Here is a 20,717-nt window from a genome sequence, read left to right as displayed (position 1 = left end):
CGGACGCCGTGATCCGAGCGCACCCGCCGACCTGCGGCTTCCTGCCTCATCCCCCCGCGCCCTCGGCCGGACGGGCGCGCCTTCCCCCCCTTTCACCTCGCCATGCGAACGATCAACGAGGAGTGTCTTGACCACACCGTTCGTGGACTTCCAGAAGCAGGTCATCGACGAGTTCCGCGCCCACCACGGACGCGTGGGCGGCATGTTCGAGGGCGCCCGCCTGGTCCTGCTGACCACGACGGGCGCGCGCACCGGCCGTCCGCACACCACCCCCGCCGGATTCCTCCCCGACCCGGACCGGCTGCTGGTGATCGCCTCGGCGGGAGGCGCCCAGCGGAACCCGGCCTGGTTCCACAACCTGGTGGCCCACCCGCGCGTCACCGTCGAGACCGGCCCGTTCACGCTGGAGGCCGACGCGGTCGTCCTCGAAGGGGCCGAACGCGACGAGGTCTGGGCGCGCGCCGTCGCGTCCGATCCCGGCTGGGCCGAGTACCAGCGCAAGACGACGCGGACCATCCCGGTCATCGCGCTGCACCCCGTCCGGACGACCCACGTGAACCTGCCCGAGGACGAGCTTCCCGGGCACCTGGACGAACGAGGGCTCGCCCCCCTCTGGACCACCCTGAAGAACAAGGAGAACCGTTTGACGACCCACCGTGTCACCGGCCCCGACACCTACGACACCCTGTCCGCCGCGCTGTCCGGCGTGTTCGGCGGCCCGCCGCCGCTGCCGTCCGACGCGAACACCGCCGAGCCGTTCACGCTGCCGGTGCCGGGCCGGTGGGTGGACGCGTCGGGCCGCACACCGCAGGAGGCGGGCGTCCTCCTGTACGCGCACGGCGGCGGCTTCGAGCACACCCTGCCCGACTACGAGCAGGCCATGGCCTATCACCTGGCGAAGGCGGCGGGCCGTCCGGCGTTCGGCCTGGCCTACTCGCTCGCGCCCGAGCACACCTTCCCGGTCGCGCACGACGAGTTGGTCAGCGCGTACCGCGCGCTGCTCGCCGAGGGCGTCCCGGCCGAGCGGACGATCTTCTTCGGGGAGTCGGCGGGCGCGACGCTCGTCCTGGAGGCCCTGCACACGCTGCGCGCGGAGGGCGTTCCGCTCCCGGGCGCGGTGGTGCCGGTGTCCCCGGTCACCGACTTCACGGCGACCAACGCGTCCATCGACGCCCCCGCGGGCCGGGACGGCCTGTCGCGGAAGGTCCTCGAGCACGTCGTCACCCAGTATCTGGGCGGTCTGCCGAACGACCGGGCGCCCCAGTCGCCCATCCACGGCGACCTGGCCGGCCTGCCGCGCATGCTCGTCGTGGTCGGCGGCAACGAGGCCCTCCTGGACGACTCCCGGCTCTACGCCGAGGCGGCGGCCGGGGCGGGCGTCGAGGTCACCCTGGACGTCTACGAGGACATGCCGCACGCCTTCGAGCTGGCCATCCTCGCCGAGCCCCGTCCCGCGGTGGCGACCACCTTCCTCGACCGCCTGACCGCCTGGCTCTAGCGGACCCGCCGCTGACCGGCCCCTTCGCGGGGCCGGTCAGCGGCTCATCGAGGACAGGCCCCACAGCTCCGCGATGCGTCCGTCCCGAACGCGGAAGATCTCCATCATCGTGGGCGCCTGGCCGGGGACGCCGTGGACGCTCGTCCGGACGGCGGCGGTGTCCCCCTCGACCACCATGTCCTCGACCGTGACCCGGAGCTCGGGGAACGCCTCGTGCATCTGCCGCCAGCGCGTGGCGACGCTGTCCGGCCCGGTCGCGTCCATGGGGTGGCTGTGGAAATCCGCCGTGAAGATGTCGTGGGCGGCCTCGTGGTCACGGGTGTTGAACGCGGTGTACATCGCCTCGGCGACCGTCCGCACGTCGTTGCTCATGTTCTCTCCTGCTCGGTGATGTTCGTCCGGATGTGCCGCAGGGCGCGCAACACGGCGTCCTGGTCCTGCGCGGAAAGGCCGTCGAGCAGGCGCTCCTGGTACGCCTGGTGCGATCGCTCCAGGTCCGCGGCGGCGCGCTCGCCGTCCGGCGTCAGTGCGGCGAGCGTGTACCGGTTGTCGGACGGGTCGAGGCGGCGACGCGCCAGCCCCTCCCCCTCCAGCTCCTTGACCAGCCGCGTGATGGACGCGCCGTCGACGCCCAGCGCCTGCCGCAGGTCGCTGTGACTGGTCTCGCCCTGCCGCCGCAGCCGGACGAGCAGCTGCACCCGGTGCGCGCTCATCCCGACATGCCGGGCGAACGCCTGCCTCAGCTCCGTGCAGGTCCCACCGACCTCGCGAAAGAACCTGTCCTCGACCGTCTCCTCATGCACGATCTCTTTATAAGGCCAACTCTTGATGAGATCAAGTGTTGGAGGATCGTCTGGGAGTTGTCTGTGATCGGGGGGCCGGGGGCCGTGGATTGGGGGTCGTTGGTCCCTGGAGTGCGTCGCGGCTCTCAGGGAACTCACAGGATCGCACCGGAGGCGGTCAGGCTCGGTTGGCACTCTCGGTTTCGCTGGGCGCGGTCGGAGAGACCGCCGTCCGGCGTCCGAAGCCGTGATCTGACTGGAGCCCTACCTGTGGCGACTCTCTTGTACGCGCTGGGACGGTTCTCGTTCCGGCGACGCTGGTTCATGGCGGTGCTCTGGGCGGGGCTGCTGGTCGTGGCCGGTGTGCTGGCCGGCCAGGCTCCCGCCGCCCCGCCGACCGACTTCTCCATGCCGGGCACCGAGGCGCAGCGCGCCTTCGACCTGCTCGACCAGCGGTTCCCCGAACTCAAGGCGGACGGCGCGACCGCGCGGGTCGTGTTCAAGGCCGAGAACGGCAAGGTGACCGACGCGCAGGCGCGCGAGGACGTCACGAAAACCGTCAGCGCGCTCGGCCACGACCCTCAGGTCGCCCTCGTCACCGACCCGTTCAAGACGGGGTCGGTGAGCCAGGACGGCTCGACCGCCTTCGCGCAGGTCTCCTACAAGGTGTCGGCGTCGGAGCTGGACGACGCGTCCCGGACGGCGCTGACCGACACAGTGGACCACGCCAGGTCGGACCGGCTGGCCGTGGAGGCTGGCGGCAACGCCGTGTCCGCGCAGGAGGGCGGGCACTCGTCGGAGAGCGTGGGGCTGCTGGTCGCGGCGATCGTCCTGGTCCTCACGTTCGGGTCGCTGGTGGCGGCCGGGCTGCCGCTGCTGACGGCGCTGCTGGGCGTCCTGGCGACGTCGAGCCTGATCACGGCGCTGTCCGGCCCGCTGGGGCTGGGGTCGACGACCGCGGCCCTGTCCACGATGCTCGGGCTGGCGGTCGGCATCGACTACGCGCTGTTCGTGGTCTCCCGATACCGGAGCGAACTGGCCGAGGGCCGGGACCGTCAGGAGGCGGCGGCGATCGCGACCGGGACGGCCGGGTCGGCGGTCGTGTTCGCCGGGCTGACCGTGGTGATCGCGCTGGCCGGGCTGAGCGTGGTCGGGATCCCGGTGCTGACGCAGATGGGGTTGGCCGCCGCCGGGGCGGTCGTCCTCGCGGTCCTGATCGCGGTCACGCTGGTTCCGGCGCTGCTGGGCATCGCGGGCCGGTGGATCGGCCCGGCCCGTCCGCTTCGCCGCCGCCGTCGTGGGGACGCCGCGCCGCGTCCGGCGATGGGCGTGCGCTGGGCGCGGTTCGTGACGCGGCGTCCGGTCGCGGTGCTGCTGTTCGGCGTCGCGGTCCTCGGCGTGGTCGCCGTCCCGGTCGCGTCGATGGAGCTGGGACTGCCCGGGGACGAGAGCAAGCCCGCGTCCACCACGCAGCGGCGCGCCTACGACCTGGTCGCGGACGGTTTCGGGCCGGGGGTCAACGGGCCGCTGACGCTGGTCGTCCAGGGAGACGGCGGCGGCGGCGCCAAGGCCGCGGCCCAGGGCGTCGCAGGACGGATCCACGGCATGCCCGGCGTCGCCTCCGTGGGGCAGCCGGTGTCGAACGCCTCCGGCGACACGGCCGTGGTGAACGTCGTGCCCACGACCGGGCCCGGCACCACCGAGACCGCCGACCTGGTCCGCGCCCTGCGCTCCCCGGACCTGGCGCGGGACGCCCACGCGCGCGTCCTCGTCTCCGGGACGACCGCGATGAACGTGGACGTGTCCCAGAAGCTCGACGACGCGCTGCTCCCCTACCTGGCCCTGGTCGTCGGACTGGCGTTCCTGCTGCTCATCGCCGTGTTCCGGTCGCTGCTGGTGCCGCTGAAGGCCGCCCTGGGGTTCCTGCTGTCGATCGGCGCGGGCCTCGGCGCGGTGGTCGCGGTCTTCCAGTGGGGCTGGCTCGGCTCCCTCCTCGGCGTGGACGAGCCGGGCCCGCTGATGTCCATGACGCCGATCTTCATGGTCGGCGTGGTGTTCGGCCTGGCCATGGACTACGAGGTGTTCCTGGTGACCCGGATGCGCGAGGCCCACGTGCGCGGCCGGTCGCCGCTGGACGCGTGCGTCCACGGCATGGAGCACGGCGCCCGGGTGGTCACCGCCGCCGCGCTGATCATGATCGCGGTGTTCGCCGCGTTCCTCGGCGCGGACGACCAGATGATCAAGACGATCGGGTTCGGGCTGGCCGCGGCCGTGCTGTTCGACGCGTTCGTCGTCCGGATGACGCTCGTGCCCGCCGTCCTGGCGCTGCTCGGCAAGCGGGCGTGGTGGCTGCCGCGCTGGCTCGACCGGATCGTCCCGAACCTGGACGTCGAGGGCGAACACCTGCCCATCGCCCAGCCCGCCGCACGGCCCGCCGCCCCGCCCGTCCCGGCCGCGGCTCCGGCTCCGGCTCCAGAGGACGGCAGGTGGCCGACGCACACCCCCTGACCTGCCCGCTTGCCGTCCACGACCGCAGGGCATGATCTCTAATCGACAGGCCGGACCACCACCCGAGACGGACGACACACCCATGCGCAAGGACCACCTGCTGGTCGTGGACGACGAGCCGACCGTCCGCGAACTGCTGCGCACCGCGCTGCGCTACGCGGGCTTCGAGGTGGACGCCGCCGCGACCGGCCGGGAGGCCCTCGACCTGGCCGCGGCGCGCCCGCCCGACCTGGTGCTGCTCGACGTCATGCTCCCGGACATGGACGGCTTCGAGGTCGTCCGGGAGCTGCGCGCCGGTCCCCGCGACGCGATGGGCGGGCAGGTGCCCGTCCTGTTCGTCACCGCGCGCGAGGACCGCCGCGACCGCATCCACGGCCTGGAGATCGGCGGCGACGACTACGTCACCAAGCCGTTCGACCTGGAGGAGCTCATCGCGCGGATCCGCGCCGTGCTGCGCCGCACGCGCGGCGAGCCGCCGCCCCGGCTCGTCGTCGGCGACCTGGAACTCGAACCGGAGGGCCACCGCGTCACCCGCGCCGGACGGGCCGTCCGGCTCTCCCCGACCGAGTTCCGCCTGCTGCGCCTGCTGATGGCCAACGCCGAGCGGACGCTGACCAAGAGCCAGATTCTGCTGAGCGTGTGGGAGTACGACTTCGGCGGCGACCCGAGCATCGTCGACACCTACATCAGCTACCTGCGCCGCAAGGTCGACACCGGCGAACCCAAACTCATCCACACCGTGCGCGGCGTCGGCTACGTCCTGCGGGGGCCACGGCCGTGACCGGCCGGACCGGGGGGCTGCTCTGGCGGACGTCGCTGCGGACGCGGCTCCTCTGCCTGTCCGTCGCCCTGGTCGCGGTGGGGCTCCTGGCCGCCGGGGCGGTCGTCACCCTGGGAATCGGCGGCTACCTCCAGGGACGCCTGGACGACCGGCTCACCCTCACCGCCGAGGTCGCCTCCCGCGCGCCGCTGCCGCCCGCCAGCAACAGCCGGGCGAGCATCCCGGCGCTGAGCGTCCTCGGCGACACGACGATCACCTTCGCGGACGACAAGGGCTCGGTCCGGCGCGTCTACGACGCCGGGACCGCGCTCCCCGGCGGCGGCCCGAAGCTGCCCGGCCTGGACCGTGCCGCCGTCACGGCCAGGAAGGGACGCCCCTTCACCGTCCAGGCCCTCGAAGGCGACCACCCGTGGCGCGTCGTCACGCTTCCCCGGTCCGGGACGTCCCTGCTCGGCCCGCCGGAGCGAGCCGCGTCCGGGAGCATCGCGGTCGCCACGTCCCTGGACGAGATCCGCCGGACGATCGCCCGGACGGGCCTCTTCTCCCTCATCGCGGGCCTCGCGCTCCTCGCCGTCCTCGCCGCCGCGGGCTGGATCGCCGTCCGCTCCAGCCTGCGCCCGCTGACCCGCATCGAGGAGACCACCACCGCCATCGCCGCGGGCGACTACTCCCACCGCGTCCCCGAACTCGCGGGCCCGCGCACCGAGGTCGGCCACCTCACCAGCGCCCTCAACCGGATGCTCGCCGAGATCGACACCGCCTTCCGCGACCGCGCCGAGGCCGAGGCCCGCACCCGCCGGTTCTTCGCCGACGCCAGCCACGAACTCCGCACACCCCTGGTCGGCATCCGCGGCTACACCGACCTCTACCGCCTCGGCGCCCTCCCCACCCGCGCGGACGTCGACCGCACCATGGACCGCATCGCCGCGGAGTCCGCCCGCCTCACCCGCCTGGTCGAGGACATGTTCCTGCTGGCCCGCGTGGACGAGGCCGCCCACGGCTCCGCCTTCGACCTCGACCTGGCCCCCATGGACCTGCGCACCCTCGCCGCCGACGCCCTCCACGACGTCCGCGCCCTGGACGCCGCCCGCCCGGTCACCCTCACCGGCCCGGACGGAGGCCGTCCGTCCAGCGCCCCCGCCCTGGCGGACGAGGCGCGCCTCCGCCAGGTCGTCACCAACCTGGTCGGCAACGCCGTCGCCCACACCCCGCCGGGCACGCCCGTCCGCATCGGTGTGGGAACCATCGGCGACCACGCCGTCCTCGAAGTCGCCGACCAGGGCCCCGGCCTGACCTCCGAGGAGCGCCGTCACGTGTTCGACCGCTTCTACCGGACCGACGACTCCCGCAACCGCACCACCGGCGGCTCCGGCCTCGGCCTCCCCATAGCCCAGGCCCTGGTCACGGCCCACAACGGCGAGCTGGACCTGCGGACGGCCCCCGGCGAGGGCGCCACCTTCCGCATCCTCCTCCCCCTCCTCCGGGACACCGTTCCGCCTGACGCCTGACGGCGGTGGCATCACCCACACATTCGGCCACCGCCAGCAATTTCGGCCATAAAAGAAATCTCCCCATTCGGGGTCGCGCAATTAGGCGTCGCCTTGGGTGTCGGTTGATCAATGGGCAACCGCGATCTTGCTACGTTTCGATTCCCTGGGTTCGCGCTCCTTTGTGCGCGCTCTTGTCTTCAATGGGGGAATCGTGGCGCTCCATCACCGCGGGCGAAAGCCGGACCGGCCGTATCGCCGGGCACGGGCGGAAACGAATCGATTCATCGCCGCGGTGGTGGCCGTGGCGATGGTGGTCGGGCTGACGGGCGTCCAGGCCGACAGGGCCGCCGCGCAAGGCCGTCAACCCGGTGACGCCGCGACCCAGGTGCTGACCTGGGGACGCAACCAGTTCGGGCAGCTGGGGAACGACTCCACCGCGCACAGCAGCGTGCCGGTGACGGCGCTGCTCCCCGCGGGCACCTCGGTCAAGCAGGTCAGCGGTGGTTACGGGTTCAGCGTCGCACTGACCTCGGACGGGCAGGTCTGGTCCTGGGGCGAGAACCCCAACGGCCAGCTCGGGGACGGCACCTCCAACGGCAGCCTCGTGCCGGTCCGGGTGGCCCTGCCCGAAGGTGTCACCATCACCGCCATCGCCACCGGCGACGACCACACCATCGCGCTCACCTCCACGGGACGGCTCTTCGCGTGGGGGTACAACGACTTCGGCCAGGTCGGGGACGGAAGCACCACCGACCGGCACGCGCCCGTCGAGGTGGACCTGCCGAGCGGCACCACGATCACCGCGATCGGCGCGGGAGCCGGGCACAGCCTCGCGGTGACCTCTGCCGGACACGTCCTCTCCTGGGGCTACAACAACACCGGCCAGCTCGGGACCGGCAACTACAACGACAGCAGCGTCCCAGTGCGGGTTCCCCTCCCCGAAAACGTCGATTTCACGGCGGTCGTCGGGGGTTCGGCCCACAGCCTGGCCCTGTCGTCCGACGGTCGCCTCTGGTCGTGGGGATGGAACAACTATGGCCAGCTCGGCAACAACAGCACCACCACCAGCAACGTCCCGGTCCAGGTGCACCTCCCCGCGGGAACCACCATCACCTCGCTCGGGGACGGGAGCGGCCACGGCTGGTTCAGCCTCGCGCTCGACTCCGACGGGCGGATGCTCGCCTGGGGCGACAACTCCTACGGCCAGCTGGGCAACGGCAGCACCACGCGCAGCCTCGTGCCGATCCACGTCCACCTGCCCGAGGGCACCACCGTCACCGCGATCGCGGGCGGAGACGACCACACCGTGGCGCTGACGTCCGAGGGCAGGGTGCTGACCTGGGGATACAACCGCTACGGCCAACTCGGCGACGGCGGCACCACCAACCGCAGCCTGCCCGTCATGGCGGACATGCCCCAAGACGTCCGGGTCCTGGTGATCGGGGCCGGCCAGTATCACACGCTGGCCGTCGTCCCGGTCGAACCCGCGGACACCACGACCACGCTGGAGGCCTCGCCAAACGAGCAGGCGCACGGCCAGCCGGTCACCCTGACGGCCCAGGTGGACTGCCCGGCCGGAACCGCGACCGGCTCGGTCGTCTTCGAGGCCGACGGAATCCCGCTGGGCGCCGCCGAACTCGTGGACGGCACGGCCACCCTCACCGTCAGCAGCCTGGACGTCGGTGAGCACGCCGTCATCGCGCACTACCAGGGCGACGGCCAGTGCGGCCCGTCCACCTCCGAGCCCGTCACGGTCACCATCCACGGCGCCGAACCGACGGAGGCCAGCCTTCACCTGACCAAGGAGTTCGCCGGGTTCGTCGGCCCGTCCGGGACCAAAACCGGGTACAAGACCGGGCACAAGGTCAAGCACAGGACCTGGTCCAAGCCCAGGCGGGGCGCCCGCATGAGCGCCTGGCGCGACCACGACGTGATCCGGTACCGCTTCGTCGTCACCAACGACGGCGAGACGATGATCGACGCGATCACCGTCCACGACTCCCTGACCGGGGACGTGTCCTGCTCGTCCGGAAGCCTCGAACCCGGACAGTCGGTCACCTGCTACAGCGTCCACAAGGCCACCTCGCGGGAGAAGTCCCAGGGCTACGTCGACAACACCGCCATCGCGTCCGGCACCAACCAGGACGACGGCGAACGAGTCGTCTCCAACGAGGCCCACCTGAGAGTGGACATCACCTACAAGTAGCCACCACCACACTCGCCGCCCTCGGAACCCTCGAGGGCGGCGAGCCCTTTTTGCGGCTTCCGGCGGGTGAGATCCCGGAGCGCGCCTCCCGGCCGCTGATGACCTGCGCGCCACGGAGCCGGACGGGGTCTGGCGGGAGGCCGACGGGGTCGACGCGAGACGGGGTGGATGCGGCCCCTCGCCGACCTCCCTGTCTAGGTGGGCAGGCGCAGGTCTTCGAGCACCTTCGCGAACGCCTCGGGATCGGCGTCGCCCAGCGCCTGGACGAACCCGTCACACGAGCTGGCCGAGATGAGGATGGAACCCTCCGCGCGCCAGATGCCCTGACGGCACAGGTGGATGTCCCAGGCGGGGAACATCCGCCGGAGCACGAGCAGGATGACCTCCCGCGCCGGAACGGTCCCCCTCCCCCCGATCACGGCACCACCAGATCCAGGACGGCCCACACGGTCTTGCCGCCACCATCGAGCAACGCCCATCCCCAGCAGGCGGCGATCTCGTCGATGAGGGCGAGCCCCCGGCCCGAGAAGGAGTCGAGGGTGATCGGCCTGACCACCGGGCGGACGTTGCTGTCGTCGTCCACCTCGATCGTCGGACGGCCGTCCTCCGCCACGTACGCGCGAAGGACGATGTCTGCGGTTTCGGTGTGCTTGATGGCATTCGTGACCAATTCAGTCACGATCAGCTTCGCCGTGTACAGCACGTCCGGGTCGGCTATGCCGATCGCCTGCAGCAGATCACCCAGAAAATCCCGTGCATCCTTGACCCCCTCCTGATCGTTTCGGTCGATCGCCAGCCGAGGCGTCGGGCTGCACGGCGTGATCTGCATGGACATGCCGGTCACCCTCCCTCTCCGAATGATTTTTCGCGTGTCCACATGTTGATAAGCCCCAACCGTCTACACTCGCAATGAACCTGCTCGAAGAGTTCAGAAGTACAAAGCGCACAACGATCCTGGTTACCTCGGTTAAGGGAGCGTGATCATGCGTCCTCGGCGGCAACGTCCCACGTCAGAGCCCGCCCTCAAGGCGTTCGGCAGCCAGATGAAGCGCCACAGAAATCGGGCGAACATCACACAAGAGGCCATAGCCGCGCGGACCCATGTAACCGCCTCGTTCGTCTCGCAAATCGAAAACGGCAAGAAGGCGTGCAAGCGGGAATTCGCTGTGGTCGCCGACCAGATGACCGGGGCGAACGGGGCTCTTCTGGAGCTGTGGGAGGACCTCTACAAGGACGGCAGCCCGGTCCCCAGCTGGTTCGCCGACTGGTCCGCGATAGAAGGCGAGGCCGAGTCGCTCGTCTGGTGGGAGCCGACGATCATCCCAGGCCTCCTCCAGACCGAGTCGTACGCGTTCGAGTTCCTCAGGACAGAGAAGGCCATCAAGAGCCGTCTCGAACGCCAAGAGATCCTGACACGAGACGACCCGGCCCCCATCCCCCTCACGGTGTTGCTGACCCGGGCAGCGCTCACCTACCCCATCGGCACACGTGAGACCAGAAAAGAGCAACTGCAGCACCTGGCCTCCATGGCCGAGCGCCCGAACATCTCCGTGCAGGTCGTGACGCTCTTCGGCCAGCCCGCAGGGACCGGAGGGGCCTTTGGCATCGCCACCATGCCGGATCGCACCCAGGTAGCATATTTGGAAACCACGGTCCGAGGCGTTACGACCGACGCCCGCGAAGACCTGAGCAGCTTGTCGGAGGCACTTAGGAAGCTTCAGGCCAAGGCACTCCCCGAAAACCAGTCACTCGAAGTAATCCTGAAAGGGATTGAGGCACTATGAAGGCCGACATGCCCAGGTGGCGCAAGAGCAGCTACAGCGGCGAGAACGGCGGAGCCTGCATCGAACTCGCTGACCTCGCGACCGTGGTCGGCGTGCGCGACAGCAAGGACCCCGAGGGCCCCCACCTCACCGTCACGCGCGAGAACCTCGCCACCCTCACCCAGATCATCAAGAACATCTGAATCACAAACACAGCAACGCCCCCGCTCCCCCTCCACCGGCGGAACGAGGGCGTTCTTCTTTGCCTGACGTGACTGACCGAACCTGGGCCCGGGTATGGCAAGGAGGGCTTGCCGGTCACGACTACCGAAGGCGCCCAAGAATCATGAGCCAGAACAACTCACGCTGGATAAAGAGCAGCCACAGCGGTGAGAACGGCGGGGACTGCGTCGAGCTCGCCGACCTCACTCCTTCGGTCGGCGTGCGCGACAGCAGGGACCCCGAGGGGCCCCGGCTCACGATGACGCGCGAGGACCTCGCCGCCCTCACCCAGATCATCAAGGTGACTTCGGAAGCTCCAGGCCAAGGCACCCCCAGAAAGCCAGTCACTCGAAGTAATCCAAAAGGAGATCAAGGCACTATGAAGGCCGACATGCCAGCGTGGCGCAAGAGTAGCCACAGTGGCGAGAACGGCGGAAACTGCATCGAACTCGCCGACCTCGCGACCACGGTCGGCGTGCGCGACAGCAAGGACCCCGAGGGCCCCCACCTCACCGTCACGCGCGAGAACCTCGCCACCCTCACCCAGATCATCAAGAACATCTGAATCACAAACACAGCAACGTCCCCGCTCCCCTACCACGGCGGAACGAGGGGCGTTCGTCTTTCGGGAAGCGTCTGGTCAGCCCCGGCACGGGTATCGACAATGAACGTCACCCTTCAGCAAGACCAGGAAGGCGGCCGAGAACATGGGACTGGATGACCCGCGCTGGAGAAAGAGCAGCCACAGCGCCGACAACGGCGGGGACTGCGTCGAACTCGCTGACCTCGCATCCGCTGTCGGCGTGCGCGACAGCAAGGACCCCGATGGGCCCCGGCTGACCACGACCCGCGAGGAGCTCGCCGCCCTCACCCAGATCATCAAGGTGACTTAGGGCTGGGACGCCGGTCGCCAGCGACGCAGTCGTGTTCCTGTGAACCGGCGTCGACTGGTGGTGATCCACGTGCCGTCACCTACTCCGGCGATGTCGTCCCGCTTCTCGTTGCTGAAGGTCTTCGGGTATTCCACCAGGGCCGAAACCCGTAGTGTGCCGACGTCCAGCAACACGTGGGAGTCAGACTCGCGGGGCACGGCCAGGATGAGCTCCCGATCCATGAAGGACGCCTGGTCATACTCATGTCTCGATCGGATCGAGGAGTCGCCGTCTTCCGCCTCGGCCGTAGCTTCGAATCGGTTGATGGAGAGCGTCCAGGATTCGTTTCCAAGCCAGGCGGTGCCGTCGGGGTGGACGTCGATCGGGTGTCCGGCTCCGGCTGCGGCGACTGATCCCGCGCCGTCCTGCCATCGCCACCAGTACCCGTCGACGCTGTGCCCGTCGAAGGAGGATGAGCCGGTTCGCTGGCCGTCCGGATGGAACAGGACGTCCTGGCCCCAGGACTCATCGGCCGCCTGAGTGCCGGTGGCGGTCATGCCGGGCAGGTCCACCACCAGCCGCCGGGTGCCGAACCCGGCGTCGTCGAACCGGTCGTCGTCCAGGACCGGAACGAACACCCACAACTCATCGCCGCCGGGATGGAACACCGCACAGCTCGGCACCGGATCGGCGTCGATGGTAAGCCGCGCGGGGTGATCGAGTGTCCAAACGGCCGCGCCGTCGGCCCCGACGCATTCGGTGCGGTGGACTCCGGCGAACACCGCCCACCGACCGCCGGGGTGGACGTCCCAGTCGTAGCGTCCGCCGTCGCGAAAGTGGCCAGGGACAGGGAAGCGTTCTCGAACTTTCAGATCCGCGCCGAGCAAGAGGACGTTGCCCACCGTGTCGTGAACCGTCCAACCGCCGCCGCGGACTCTGCCGATCCCGGCACCGACGGGCTCATCGAACTCGGCTATCAACTCAGCGCGGACGCGAGGAAGTCTGGCCACCCGAGAAGCATAGGCCGGATGGCCGTTCCACATCTCGCGTCAGTGAAGTCCTTCAGCAGCAGCAAGTCCACTGCGAGGACGCAGCCGTTCTGGAACCGAGCTTCGTGAAATCGACGGTGTTCGCACGAAGCGGCAGCCCTTGCGCCAAGCCCGCGCCGGTAAAGGATCGTGGCGGCCCCTACGGCCTTCTCTTGTGAGTGCGTCTTTCGCTCTCCGTTCACTCGCCGGAGGAGCATCCCGCCGGAGAGGAAGACCGTTCTGCCGGTACCTACACAGCCTCTACCCGCCCGAAATCCGTATCGCGATCGTCTGTGACAGCTTCTCCCCGCACCTGACCACGAAGAAGTGCCAGCGGGTCAGCACCTGGGCCACGGCGAACAACGTCGAGATCGCTTACACCCCAACCAACGCTCCTGGCTCAATCCCATCGAAGCCCAGTTCACCGCCCTGCGCTACTTCACTCTCGACGGTACGGACCACGCCACCCACAAAGAACAGGGCAGCATGATCCGCCGCTACATCATCTGGCGAAACCGTCACGCCGACGACCGGCGCCTACGCGCCGTCGTCATCAGGGCAAATGTCGCCTGAGGCTCAGTCGAGTTTCTTGCGCATCTTCACCGAGGTCGTCTCGTAGCCGAGCGATTCGTAAAGGCCACGCGCGCCTGTGTTGAAGCCAAAGACGCTGAGACCCAGAGTGTGAGCGCCCTGCGCCCGGGCGTACTCCTCACCGAGGAGCATCGCCGTTCGTCCCAGGCCCCGACCACGCTTGTCGGCGTCGATCACGATGTCCCAGATCCACCAGGCGCCGGCGTCGTCGCTCGTGTCCGGTCCGATCCAGAGGTAGCCAACGGTCACCCCGGCATCGTCGACTACGTCGAAGACCACATGCTCCGGGAGCGGTATCCCGGACGGAAAGAACTCAGCCATGCTCTCGTCCGCGTGCCGGTTGGCGTCCTCGGACGTTTGCCCCAGAGTAACGAGATCCTTGGCGTACTCGGCTCGACTGCGTTCGAGCCAGGCAGAGAAGTGTCGGGCGTCCAGGGGACGGAGGGTTACAGGCACCGGCCCAGCCTCCCATACCGCCGACGCCTGAGCGGTGACACCCCTGCTCAGCCGTACGGCACATCACCAACAGGGCAAACGTCGCCTGACGCGGCACTGGCCAAGGCGATCATTGCGGTGACACCGAGATCCCCGCTCCTCCGCAAGACTCAAAAGTCTGGCTGGCAGGCTCGGGACTCGGCACCGCGCGGCAAGCCATCAGGGCGGCAGGTGACAGGCGGGCAACCCGCGCGCTGGCCGAAATCGCAGCGCGCCTGCGCCAGGCGCGGGGCCGGCGCGTCGCCGTCAGCCGGTGCCGTAGGTCCACGATGTCGCGGTCCGGCACCGCGATGGTGAAGTCGGCAGGTTGAAACACGCCCATTCGTCCCTCTGAGAAACTGACGCCGCCCCCGGACGAAATTGAAGGTCGCCCCCCAGCCTGCACGAACGGACCTGCGGCAGCCAGGTACTGCCATTCCCTGGCCGTCATGCCCGCAAAAGGCGGAGCCTTGCTGCCATCAGCTTCGCGGCTCCCGAACAAACCGGCCTCAGCTCAGGCGTGACAGGCTGGGCGCGACGCCCACGACAAGGAGAATACGTGCCCGACGGACCGGTGCTTTACCTCATCGCCTGTGGCGGACGACCCGCCGGCGGCCTCACGGACCTCGTCCCCCGGCTCCAGGCGGACGGCTGGACGGTCTGCGTGATCGCGACTCCGTCCGGCACCAGGTTCATCCCGTCCGACGAGCTGCGCACGCTCACCGGCTACCCGGTCCGCTCCGACTACAAGCGTCCCGACGAGCCCGACGTCCTCCCGCCCGCCGACGCGTTCGCCGTCGTCCCGGCCACCTTCAACACCATCAACAAATGGGCGCAGGGCATCAGCGACACTCTCGCCCTGGGCCTGCTCAACGAGGCCCTCGGCCTCGGCCGCCCGATCATCGCCGTCCCGTGGCCCAACCAGGCCCTGGCCCGCCACCCCGCCTTCGAACGCAGCGTCGCCGACCTCCGGGCCTGGGGCGTCACCGTCATCCTCGACCCCGACCAGCTCCCCGCCCCCGACTCGCCCGGGGCGAACGAGGGCACCTTCCCTTGGAACGACCTCCGCACGCGACTCAACCACCTGCGACAGGAACTCCCGGGCGCGCTCAAACCCTAAGCCCAGCACACGCGCGGACGGCGGACGGCCCTACAGCGCTGTCAGCGCACCGCGCTCCGCGTCCTCGAGCCAGCGAAGGTACCAGCGGGCGAAGGTGACCGGAGTGCCGCCCTCCTCGAGAAGCGGCACGAGGTCGACGTCGTCCACGCGGCAGTCGGACCAGACCGTCCCACGGTGAGTGCCGCTGACGACCAGCCACTCCCTCTGCGCGCAGCCCAGGTCGGAAATGACAAGGGCGCCCACGGTGCGCTCCCGCGCGAACATGACGCCCTCCCACCGCTCCTCCCACGCCTCGTTGGCCTCGTCGAAGTCCTCGATGGCGTCGAAGTCCTCTTCCTCAGGACGCTGGGCGAGGAGTCCGGCGACAAGCTTCGCGTCCGGGCCCTCGGGGAACGGCTCAGCAAGCCTCGAAAGGTCGGCCAAGTCAGCGCAATCGCCCTCCCACCGCCAGCGGCCCTGCACCCGCCGAACCGGGAACACCCCGTACGCGGGCCCGGCACCACCCGCGCCGACGTGAAGCAGGAAGGCCCGGTACTCCTCCGGCAACCCGCACACCGATCTGAGCCTCAAGCTCAGCAACCTCGTCCCGCGTGAGCGGCTCCTCCAAGCCCCACCCATGCCCAAGCGCCCCGAACACCTCGCCGCCCCCAGGCCCCGCCCCCGCCACCTCAACCCGCCGCCGCACACCCGACCACCACTGCTCACCCATGCCCAAACCGTACGCGCCCCCTCCGACACCCAGCCCCCGCCTGAAGTGGCCCCCATCCTTGTGAAGGACGCGGAGGCGCTAACGATCTGCGACGTGCTCCTGCTTGCCGGAACGGCGACCACGCTCGAGCGCCCCCACCTCTGGCCAGCGAGTCGACCGCACGCGTTCACCGGGTCCGGTGGCACGCTCGTCGATGTCCGCGAGGGTGCTTGATCGAACCCGGTGAACGCGTCTGGTCAGTGCTCAGGATCAGGGCGCGCTAGGCGGGTTTCTCCACAGCGGACCGTACGGCGTGAAGGAGCTCCACAGCACGGTCCAGCCCGACCTTGTTGGCGCCCGTTCTAGGGCTGAACTGAACGACGACGAAGGTCGTCGACGTCAGCCAGGAACATCCGACACCTACTGCTCCCAGATTCGAGCATTCGGCTGACCCCCCGTTGGGACCTGGCTCCACGGACTGGAGTTCGAGTGGATTGTTCGCCTCGCGATCGAGCCTCTTCTTCCCGGACATGTGCTTGCGGGGGATGAAACCGGTGCCCGTCATACCATCGATGCTGAGCTTCAATCCGCTGGCCGCCTCGGTGTAGACGACGGACATGCGGTCGCTGGGCGTACCACCGAGTGCGGCCTTGAGCCGCACTCGGTAGTCCTCACTCAGCTCGCTGGGCGGGTCGAGGGCATTGGCGGCGGGATCGAAGGAGAAGCCCGCGATGGTGGCGGGGGCGACGAGCTTGTACGGCCTGGTGCCGACGTCGTCATCGTCCGACGTCAGGACGACAGCCGTGGCGACGACAGCCACGGCGGCTCCACCGGCGAGTAATCCGACGATCAAGCGTTTCCATCCCCGATGTCCGCGACCGCCGAACCGTTCGCCCTGCCCTGACCCTGGGACGTACACCTCGTCACTCATGCCAGGTTCCCCCCGATTCGACTCCCGCTGATGTGGTCTTCCTTGATCAACAACATGCCGCGGACTTTAACGCGCTGCCCGGGGAGAGCACGCAGCGACCTTGAAGGTGGGGGCGACTCCTCACGTGCGGTCGCCAGTGCGCCGACCACACGCCGGCCAGCGGCCGAGGGCGACACCGGCCGCTGACCTTTACGCAGTAAGGTTCTGCCGTGAGGCATCGGACGCGTCGGCCCGAGATGCGGATCATCATTCCGGGCGCTTGAGCACCGCCAGGGCTCGAGGCGCGAGCGCGCTCAGGGAGGGGCCGCCGTCGGGTAGACCTCAGCGTGGGTGTCGTCGGCTCCTGGAAGCGGCGCGTTGGTAGCGTCGGGAATGCCGTATCAGCAGGTGCGGCGTGCCGTTCGACGACCGGGAGAGACCTGATGTCCCCGACGATCCGCAGGGCCGTGATCCCCGCCGCCGGACTCGGCTCCCGCCTGCTGCCCCTGACCAAGGCCATCCCGAAGGAGATGCTGCCGGTCGGCGACCAGCCCGTGATCGAGCACACCGTGCGGGAACTGGTCGACTCAGGCATCACCGACATCACCATCGTCGTCTCCGGCGGCAAATCCATCATCCAGGACCATTTCAGGCCCAACCCGGCCCTGGTCGCGCAGCTGCGCGCCGACGGCAAGACGGCCTACGCGGACGCGGTGGAGGAGGTCGCCGAGCTCGCCCACCGAGGCCACATCACTTATCTCGACCAGCACGGCCCCTACGGCAACGGCACCCCGGTCCTCAACGCCGCCCGGTCGTTCGGCGACGAGCCCGTGTTGGTGCTGTGGCCCGACGACGTGTTCGTGGCCGAGGTGCCCCGCGCCCAGCAGCTGATCCGCGCCTACGAGCGGACGGGCTGCCCGGTCCTGGCCCTCATGCCCATGGACCCCGGCGACTCCCAACGCTATGGCGTGCCGATCGTCAAGGACGACCTCGGCGACGGCCTCCTGCGCATCACCGGCCTGGTCGAAAAGCCCGCCCCTGCCGACGCGCCGTCCTCATACGCGGCGATCGGCGGCTACGTCGTCACCCCCGGCATCATCGACGAACTGCGCGAGCAGACACGACGCTGGTACGAAGCCGAGAAGCAGGGCCACCCGATGGGCGAGGTCTACCTGACCGACGCCATCAACGCCTACGCCTCCACCAAGGACGCATACGGGCAGGTCATCCAGGGACGCTGGTACGACACCGGCAACCCGTCCGACTACCTCGTCGCCCAGATGGCCTTCGCTCTCGCCCACCCGAAGTACGGCCCCATCCTGCGCGACCTCGCGGAGGACTTTCGTCCCGCCGGGCACACCCCAACGAGCCGTCCAACGCCAGGCGGCCACGGCTCGAGCCACCCCTGAGCACCTGGCCTGGCGCGCACGTGAACCTCCTGAACCGGGACGTCCAGGCGGCAGTCCGGCGTGTCGGGCCGGAGGGCCGAGTCTTGGACAGGCTCGACACTCTCACAGGAAACACACAGGAATCGCCTATTGGTGGCACAGCCGCACATGCGAGGCTCGGCATGTGATCGAGGTGAACAAGGGCGGGCTGCGTCGGCCGGACGGCAGCCTGGTGCGCGTCCTGGTCGTCGACGACGAGGCGACCCTGTCGGAACTGCTGGCGCTGGCGCTGCGCTACGAGGGCTGTGAGATACGGACCGCGGCCGACGGGGCGTCGGCGATGCGGGCGACGCGGGAGTTCCGTCCCGATGCCGTCATCCTCGATGTCATGCTGCCCGACCTGGACGGGCTTGAGGTGCTGCGGCGGATGCGGGCGGAGAACCCGGAACTGCCGGTGCTGTTCCTCACCGCCAAGGACGCCGTCGAGGACCGGATCGCGGGACTGACCGCGGGGGGCGACGACTACGTCACCAAGCCGTTCAGCCTGGAGGAACTCCTCGCGCGGCTGCGCGGGCTGCTGCGCCGGGCCGGTATGACGGCGGCGAGGCAGGGCTCGCTCCTCGTGGTGGGCGACCTGACCCTCGACGAGGACAGCCACGAGGTCCGCCGCGACGGCGACCTGGTCGAGTTGACCGCCAAGGAGTTCGACCTGCTGCGCTACCTGATGCGCAACCCGAAACGCGTGGTGTCCAAGGCGCAGATCCTCGACCGGGTCTGGAACTACGACTTCGGCGGGCAGTTCAACGTCGTCGAACTCTATGTCTCCTACTTGCGCAAGAAGATCGACGCCGGACGCCCCGGCATGATCCACACCGTTCGTGGCGCCGGGTACGTCCTGAAGCCGGCGGTCGACGGGTGAGGACCTGGTCGCTTCGGGCGCGGCTGGTGGCCCTGGTGCTGCTGCTGCTCGCCGTCGCGGGGTCGGTGATCGTGGTCATCACGGCGGTGGTGTTGCGCGGTTTCCTCATCGACCGTCTCGACGGTGACCTGCGCTCGGCGAGTCATCGCTTCGGATCGGGCGACGCCGCCTTCTTCGCTCCAGGGAACGGCATGCTGGTGGCGGTCGTGCGGGACGGGCGGGTGCTGGAGGCCAGGATGCTCAACGCGGCCGGTGAGCGCCCGGTCCCCGAGCCCGCGGAGCTGCTCCCCCTGTCCCCCGGCGCCCTGCCACGCACCCTCGACCTGACCGGGCTCGGCGAGTACCGGATGGTCGCCGTGAACGGGGCCTCAGGCGAGGTCTTCGTGACCGGTCTGCCCGAGGCGACCGTGGACGAGACGGTCGCGGCCCTGGTCAGAACGGAACTCGTCGTCGCCGGTGTCACCCTGCTCGGCGCCGGGACGGCCGGGGCCGTTCTCATCCGCCGTGAGCTGCGACCTTTGCGACGCGTCGCCGCGACCGCCGCGCGGGTGAGCGCGCTGCCGCTGGACCGTGGCGAGGTCGACCTCGGCGAACGGGTGCCCCATGCCGGCGCCGGCACCGAGGTCGGCCAGGTCGGAGCGGCCTTCAACCGCATGCTCGATCACGTCGGCTCCGCGCTGGAGGCACGCCAGGACTCCGAGACGCGGCTGCGCCGCTTCGTGGCCGACGCCAGCCACGAGCTGCGCACGCCGCTGGCCGCGATCCGCGGCTACGCCGAGCTGACCCGCCGCGACGACGAACTCGGTCCCGAGGCGGCGCACGCGCTGAACCGGATCTCGTCGCAGGCCGAGCGGATGAGCTCGCTCGTCGAGGACCTCCTGCTGCTCGCCCGGCTGGACGCGGGCCGCCCCCTCGAACGCGAACCGGTGGACCTGACACGGCTCGTCATCGATGCCGTCAGCGACGCTCACGCCGCCGGTCCGGACCATCGCTGGCGGCTGGACCTGCCCGACGATCCCCTGGTGGTCACCGGCGACGCGGCACGCCTGGCACAGGTCCTCGGCAACCTGCTGGCCAACGCGCGCACCCACACCCCGCCCGGGACCGACGTCACCGTCGGATCGGCCGCCGCCGACGACGGCACGCGCATCTGGGTGGTGGACTCCGGTCCCGGGATCCGGGCCGGGTTGCTCCCGCACGTGTTCGAACGGTTCGCCCGCGGTTCGTCGTCGCGCTCACGGACCAGCGGGTCGACGGGTCTGGGCCTCGCGATCGTCGACGCCGTGGTGACCGCGCACGGGGGGAAGGTCAGTGTGGTCAGCCGGCCCGGCCGGACCGCGTTCTCGGTGTGGCTGCCCGCGCCGTCCGCGCCCCGCTGAGCGACCGGCTCCTCACCCGTCACCTCGTCACCCGTCACCTCGTCAACGCACAGCGGCCGCACAGGTCAGGCAAACGGACCGCACAGCGACGATCGACA

The 20,717-nt window shown here is 69.8% G+C and carries 22 protein-coding genes; 14 read left to right on the top strand and 8 right to left on the bottom strand.

Annotated features, from left to right (window positions below):
• Positions 1 to 127: 127 nt before the first annotated feature.
• Positions 128 to 1,498 (top strand): nitroreductase/quinone reductase family protein, encoded by a 1,371-nt coding sequence (locus P696_RS53810; RefSeq protein ID WP_157429442.1) that lies wholly within the window; start codon positions 128 to 130, stop codon positions 1,496 to 1,498.
• A gap of 36 nt (positions 1,499 to 1,534) precedes the next feature.
• On the opposite strand, the gene P696_RS0100455 is transcribed toward P696_RS53810, so the two are convergent.
• The gene (locus P696_RS0100455) at positions 1,535 to 1,870 is read right to left on the bottom strand and encodes an ester cyclase (protein ID WP_034482669.1); all 336 of its coding nucleotides are present in this window, start codon (positions 1,868 to 1,870) and stop codon (positions 1,535 to 1,537) included.
• Positions 1,867 to 2,301 (bottom strand): MarR family winged helix-turn-helix transcriptional regulator, encoded by a 435-nt coding sequence (locus tag P696_RS51885; RefSeq protein WP_051466466.1) that lies wholly within the window; start codon positions 2,299 to 2,301, stop codon positions 1,867 to 1,869. Before P696_RS51885 ends, P696_RS0100455 begins: the two co-directional genes overlap by 4 nt.
• A 249-nt stretch (positions 2,302 to 2,550) precedes the next feature.
• Between P696_RS51885 and P696_RS42215 the strand changes: the two genes are divergently transcribed.
• From P696_RS42215 to P696_RS42210, 4 genes are all read left to right on the top strand, one after another.
• Positions 2,551 to 4,788 (top strand): MMPL family transporter, encoded by a 2,238-nt coding sequence (locus P696_RS42215; protein WP_084336591.1) that lies wholly within the window; start codon positions 2,551 to 2,553, stop codon positions 4,786 to 4,788.
• 82 nt (positions 4,789 to 4,870) lie between these two features.
• Positions 4,871 to 5,569 (top strand): response regulator transcription factor, encoded by a 699-nt coding sequence (locus P696_RS0100440; protein WP_026410805.1) that lies wholly within the window; start codon positions 4,871 to 4,873, stop codon positions 5,567 to 5,569.
• A complete protein-coding gene (locus P696_RS0100435; protein ID WP_026410804.1) occupies positions 5,566 to 7,077 on the top strand; it encodes a sensor histidine kinase in 1,512 nt (503 codons plus the stop codon). The genes P696_RS0100440 and P696_RS0100435 overlap by 4 nt, the downstream gene beginning before the upstream one ends.
• Before the next feature lie 289 nt (positions 7,078 to 7,366).
• Entirely contained in the window at positions 7,367 to 9,265 is a 1,899-nt protein-coding gene (locus P696_RS42210) for an RCC1 domain-containing protein (protein ID WP_245627491.1), read from the top strand.
• Between the two features lie 194 nt (positions 9,266 to 9,459).
• Here the strand turns inward: P696_RS42210 and P696_RS0100425 are convergent, their stop codons facing one another.
• The gene (locus P696_RS0100425) at positions 9,460 to 9,684 is read right to left on the bottom strand and encodes a hypothetical protein (protein ID WP_026410803.1); all 225 of its coding nucleotides are present in this window, start codon (positions 9,682 to 9,684) and stop codon (positions 9,460 to 9,462) included.
• Positions 9,681 to 10,100, bottom strand: coding sequence for an ATP-binding protein (locus P696_RS42205; RefSeq protein ID WP_051466462.1), 420 nt, complete (start codon positions 10,098 to 10,100; stop codon positions 9,681 to 9,683). Before P696_RS42205 ends, P696_RS0100425 begins: the two co-directional genes overlap by 4 nt.
• 148 nt (positions 10,101 to 10,248) lie before the next feature.
• On the opposite strand from P696_RS42205, the gene P696_RS0100415 reads away from it, so the two are divergent.
• The 4 genes from P696_RS0100415 (at position 10,249) to P696_RS0100395 (ending at position 12,143) form a co-directional block, all read left to right on the top strand.
• Positions 10,249 to 11,049 (top strand): helix-turn-helix domain-containing protein, encoded by an 801-nt coding sequence (locus tag P696_RS0100415; protein WP_157429441.1) that lies wholly within the window; start codon positions 10,249 to 10,251, stop codon positions 11,047 to 11,049.
• An 8-nt stretch (positions 11,050 to 11,057) separates the two neighbouring features.
• A complete protein-coding gene (locus P696_RS0100410) occupies positions 11,058 to 11,231 on the top strand; it encodes a DUF397 domain-containing protein (RefSeq protein WP_245627455.1) in 174 nt (57 codons plus the stop codon).
• Positions 11,232 to 11,374: 143 nt separating this feature from the next.
• On the top strand, positions 11,375 to 11,815 hold the full coding sequence (locus tag P696_RS59000; protein WP_342668987.1) for a DUF397 domain-containing protein: 441 nt from the start codon (positions 11,375 to 11,377) through the stop codon (positions 11,813 to 11,815).
• Positions 11,816 to 11,957: 142 nt separating this feature from the next.
• Positions 11,958 to 12,143 carry a DUF397 domain-containing protein gene (locus P696_RS0100395; protein WP_026410800.1) on the top strand — a complete coding sequence of 62 codons (186 nt, stop codon included), beginning with the start codon at positions 11,958 to 11,960 and terminating at the stop codon, positions 12,141 to 12,143.
• On the opposite strand, the gene P696_RS0100390 is transcribed toward P696_RS0100395, so the two are convergent.
• A complete protein-coding gene (locus P696_RS0100390; RefSeq protein WP_157429440.1) occupies positions 12,140 to 13,132 on the bottom strand; it encodes a hypothetical protein in 993 nt (330 codons plus the stop codon). The genes P696_RS0100395 and P696_RS0100390 overlap by 4 nt on opposite strands.
• Positions 13,133 to 13,477: 345 nt before the next feature.
• Here P696_RS0100390 and P696_RS53800 point away from each other — a divergent pair, with 345 nt between their 5' ends.
• Positions 13,478 to 13,723, top strand: a complete 246-nt coding sequence (locus P696_RS53800) for a hypothetical protein (protein WP_245627454.1) — start codon at positions 13,478 to 13,480, stop codon at positions 13,721 to 13,723.
• 3 nt (positions 13,724 to 13,726) lie between these two features.
• Here the strand turns inward: P696_RS53800 and P696_RS0100380 are convergent, their stop codons facing one another.
• Positions 13,727 to 14,197: a GNAT family N-acetyltransferase gene (locus P696_RS0100380; RefSeq protein WP_026410798.1), complete on the bottom strand. Its 471-nt coding sequence runs from the start codon at positions 14,195 to 14,197 to the stop codon at positions 13,727 to 13,729.
• Positions 14,198 to 14,774: 577 nt separating this feature from the next.
• Between P696_RS0100380 and P696_RS0100375 the strand changes: the two genes are divergently transcribed.
• Positions 14,775 to 15,335, top strand: a complete 561-nt coding sequence (locus P696_RS0100375; protein ID WP_026410797.1) for a flavoprotein — start codon at positions 14,775 to 14,777, stop codon at positions 15,333 to 15,335.
• Between the two features lie 30 nt (positions 15,336 to 15,365).
• Here P696_RS0100375 and P696_RS42195 read toward each other — a convergent pair whose 3' ends face one another.
• Positions 15,366 to 15,905, bottom strand: coding sequence for an SMI1/KNR4 family protein (locus P696_RS42195; RefSeq protein ID WP_245627453.1), 540 nt, complete (start codon positions 15,903 to 15,905; stop codon positions 15,366 to 15,368).
• A 398-nt stretch (positions 15,906 to 16,303) separates the two neighbouring features.
• Complete coding sequence (locus P696_RS0100365) at positions 16,304 to 16,954, bottom strand: hypothetical protein (protein WP_157429439.1); 651 nt, start codon at positions 16,952 to 16,954, stop codon at positions 16,304 to 16,306.
• Between the two features lie 422 nt (positions 16,955 to 17,376).
• Between P696_RS0100365 and P696_RS42190 the strand changes: the two genes are divergently transcribed.
• The 3 genes from P696_RS42190 (at position 17,377) to P696_RS0100350 (ending at position 20,619) form a co-directional block, all read left to right on the top strand.
• Positions 17,377 to 18,342, top strand: a complete 966-nt coding sequence (locus P696_RS42190) for a UTP--glucose-1-phosphate uridylyltransferase (RefSeq protein WP_051466460.1) — start codon at positions 17,377 to 17,379, stop codon at positions 18,340 to 18,342.
• Positions 18,343 to 18,505: 163 nt separating this feature from the next.
• On the top strand, positions 18,506 to 19,240 hold the full coding sequence (locus P696_RS0100355) for a response regulator transcription factor (protein ID WP_026410795.1): 735 nt from the start codon (positions 18,506 to 18,508) through the stop codon (positions 19,238 to 19,240).
• The gene (locus tag P696_RS0100350; protein WP_026410794.1) at positions 19,237 to 20,619 is read left to right on the top strand and encodes a sensor histidine kinase; all 1,383 of its coding nucleotides are present in this window, start codon (positions 19,237 to 19,239) and stop codon (positions 20,617 to 20,619) included. Before P696_RS0100355 ends, P696_RS0100350 begins: the two co-directional genes overlap by 4 nt.
• The last annotated feature ends 98 nt before the right edge of the window (positions 20,620 to 20,717 follow it).

The organism is Actinomadura oligospora ATCC 43269, from assembly GCF_000518265.1.
Taxonomy (GTDB): Bacteria; Actinomycetota; Actinomycetes; order Streptosporangiales; family Streptosporangiaceae; genus Spirillospora; species Spirillospora oligospora.
Note: the sequence above shows the minus strand (reverse complement) of the source record. Positions and strands in the feature narration are given on the sequence as shown.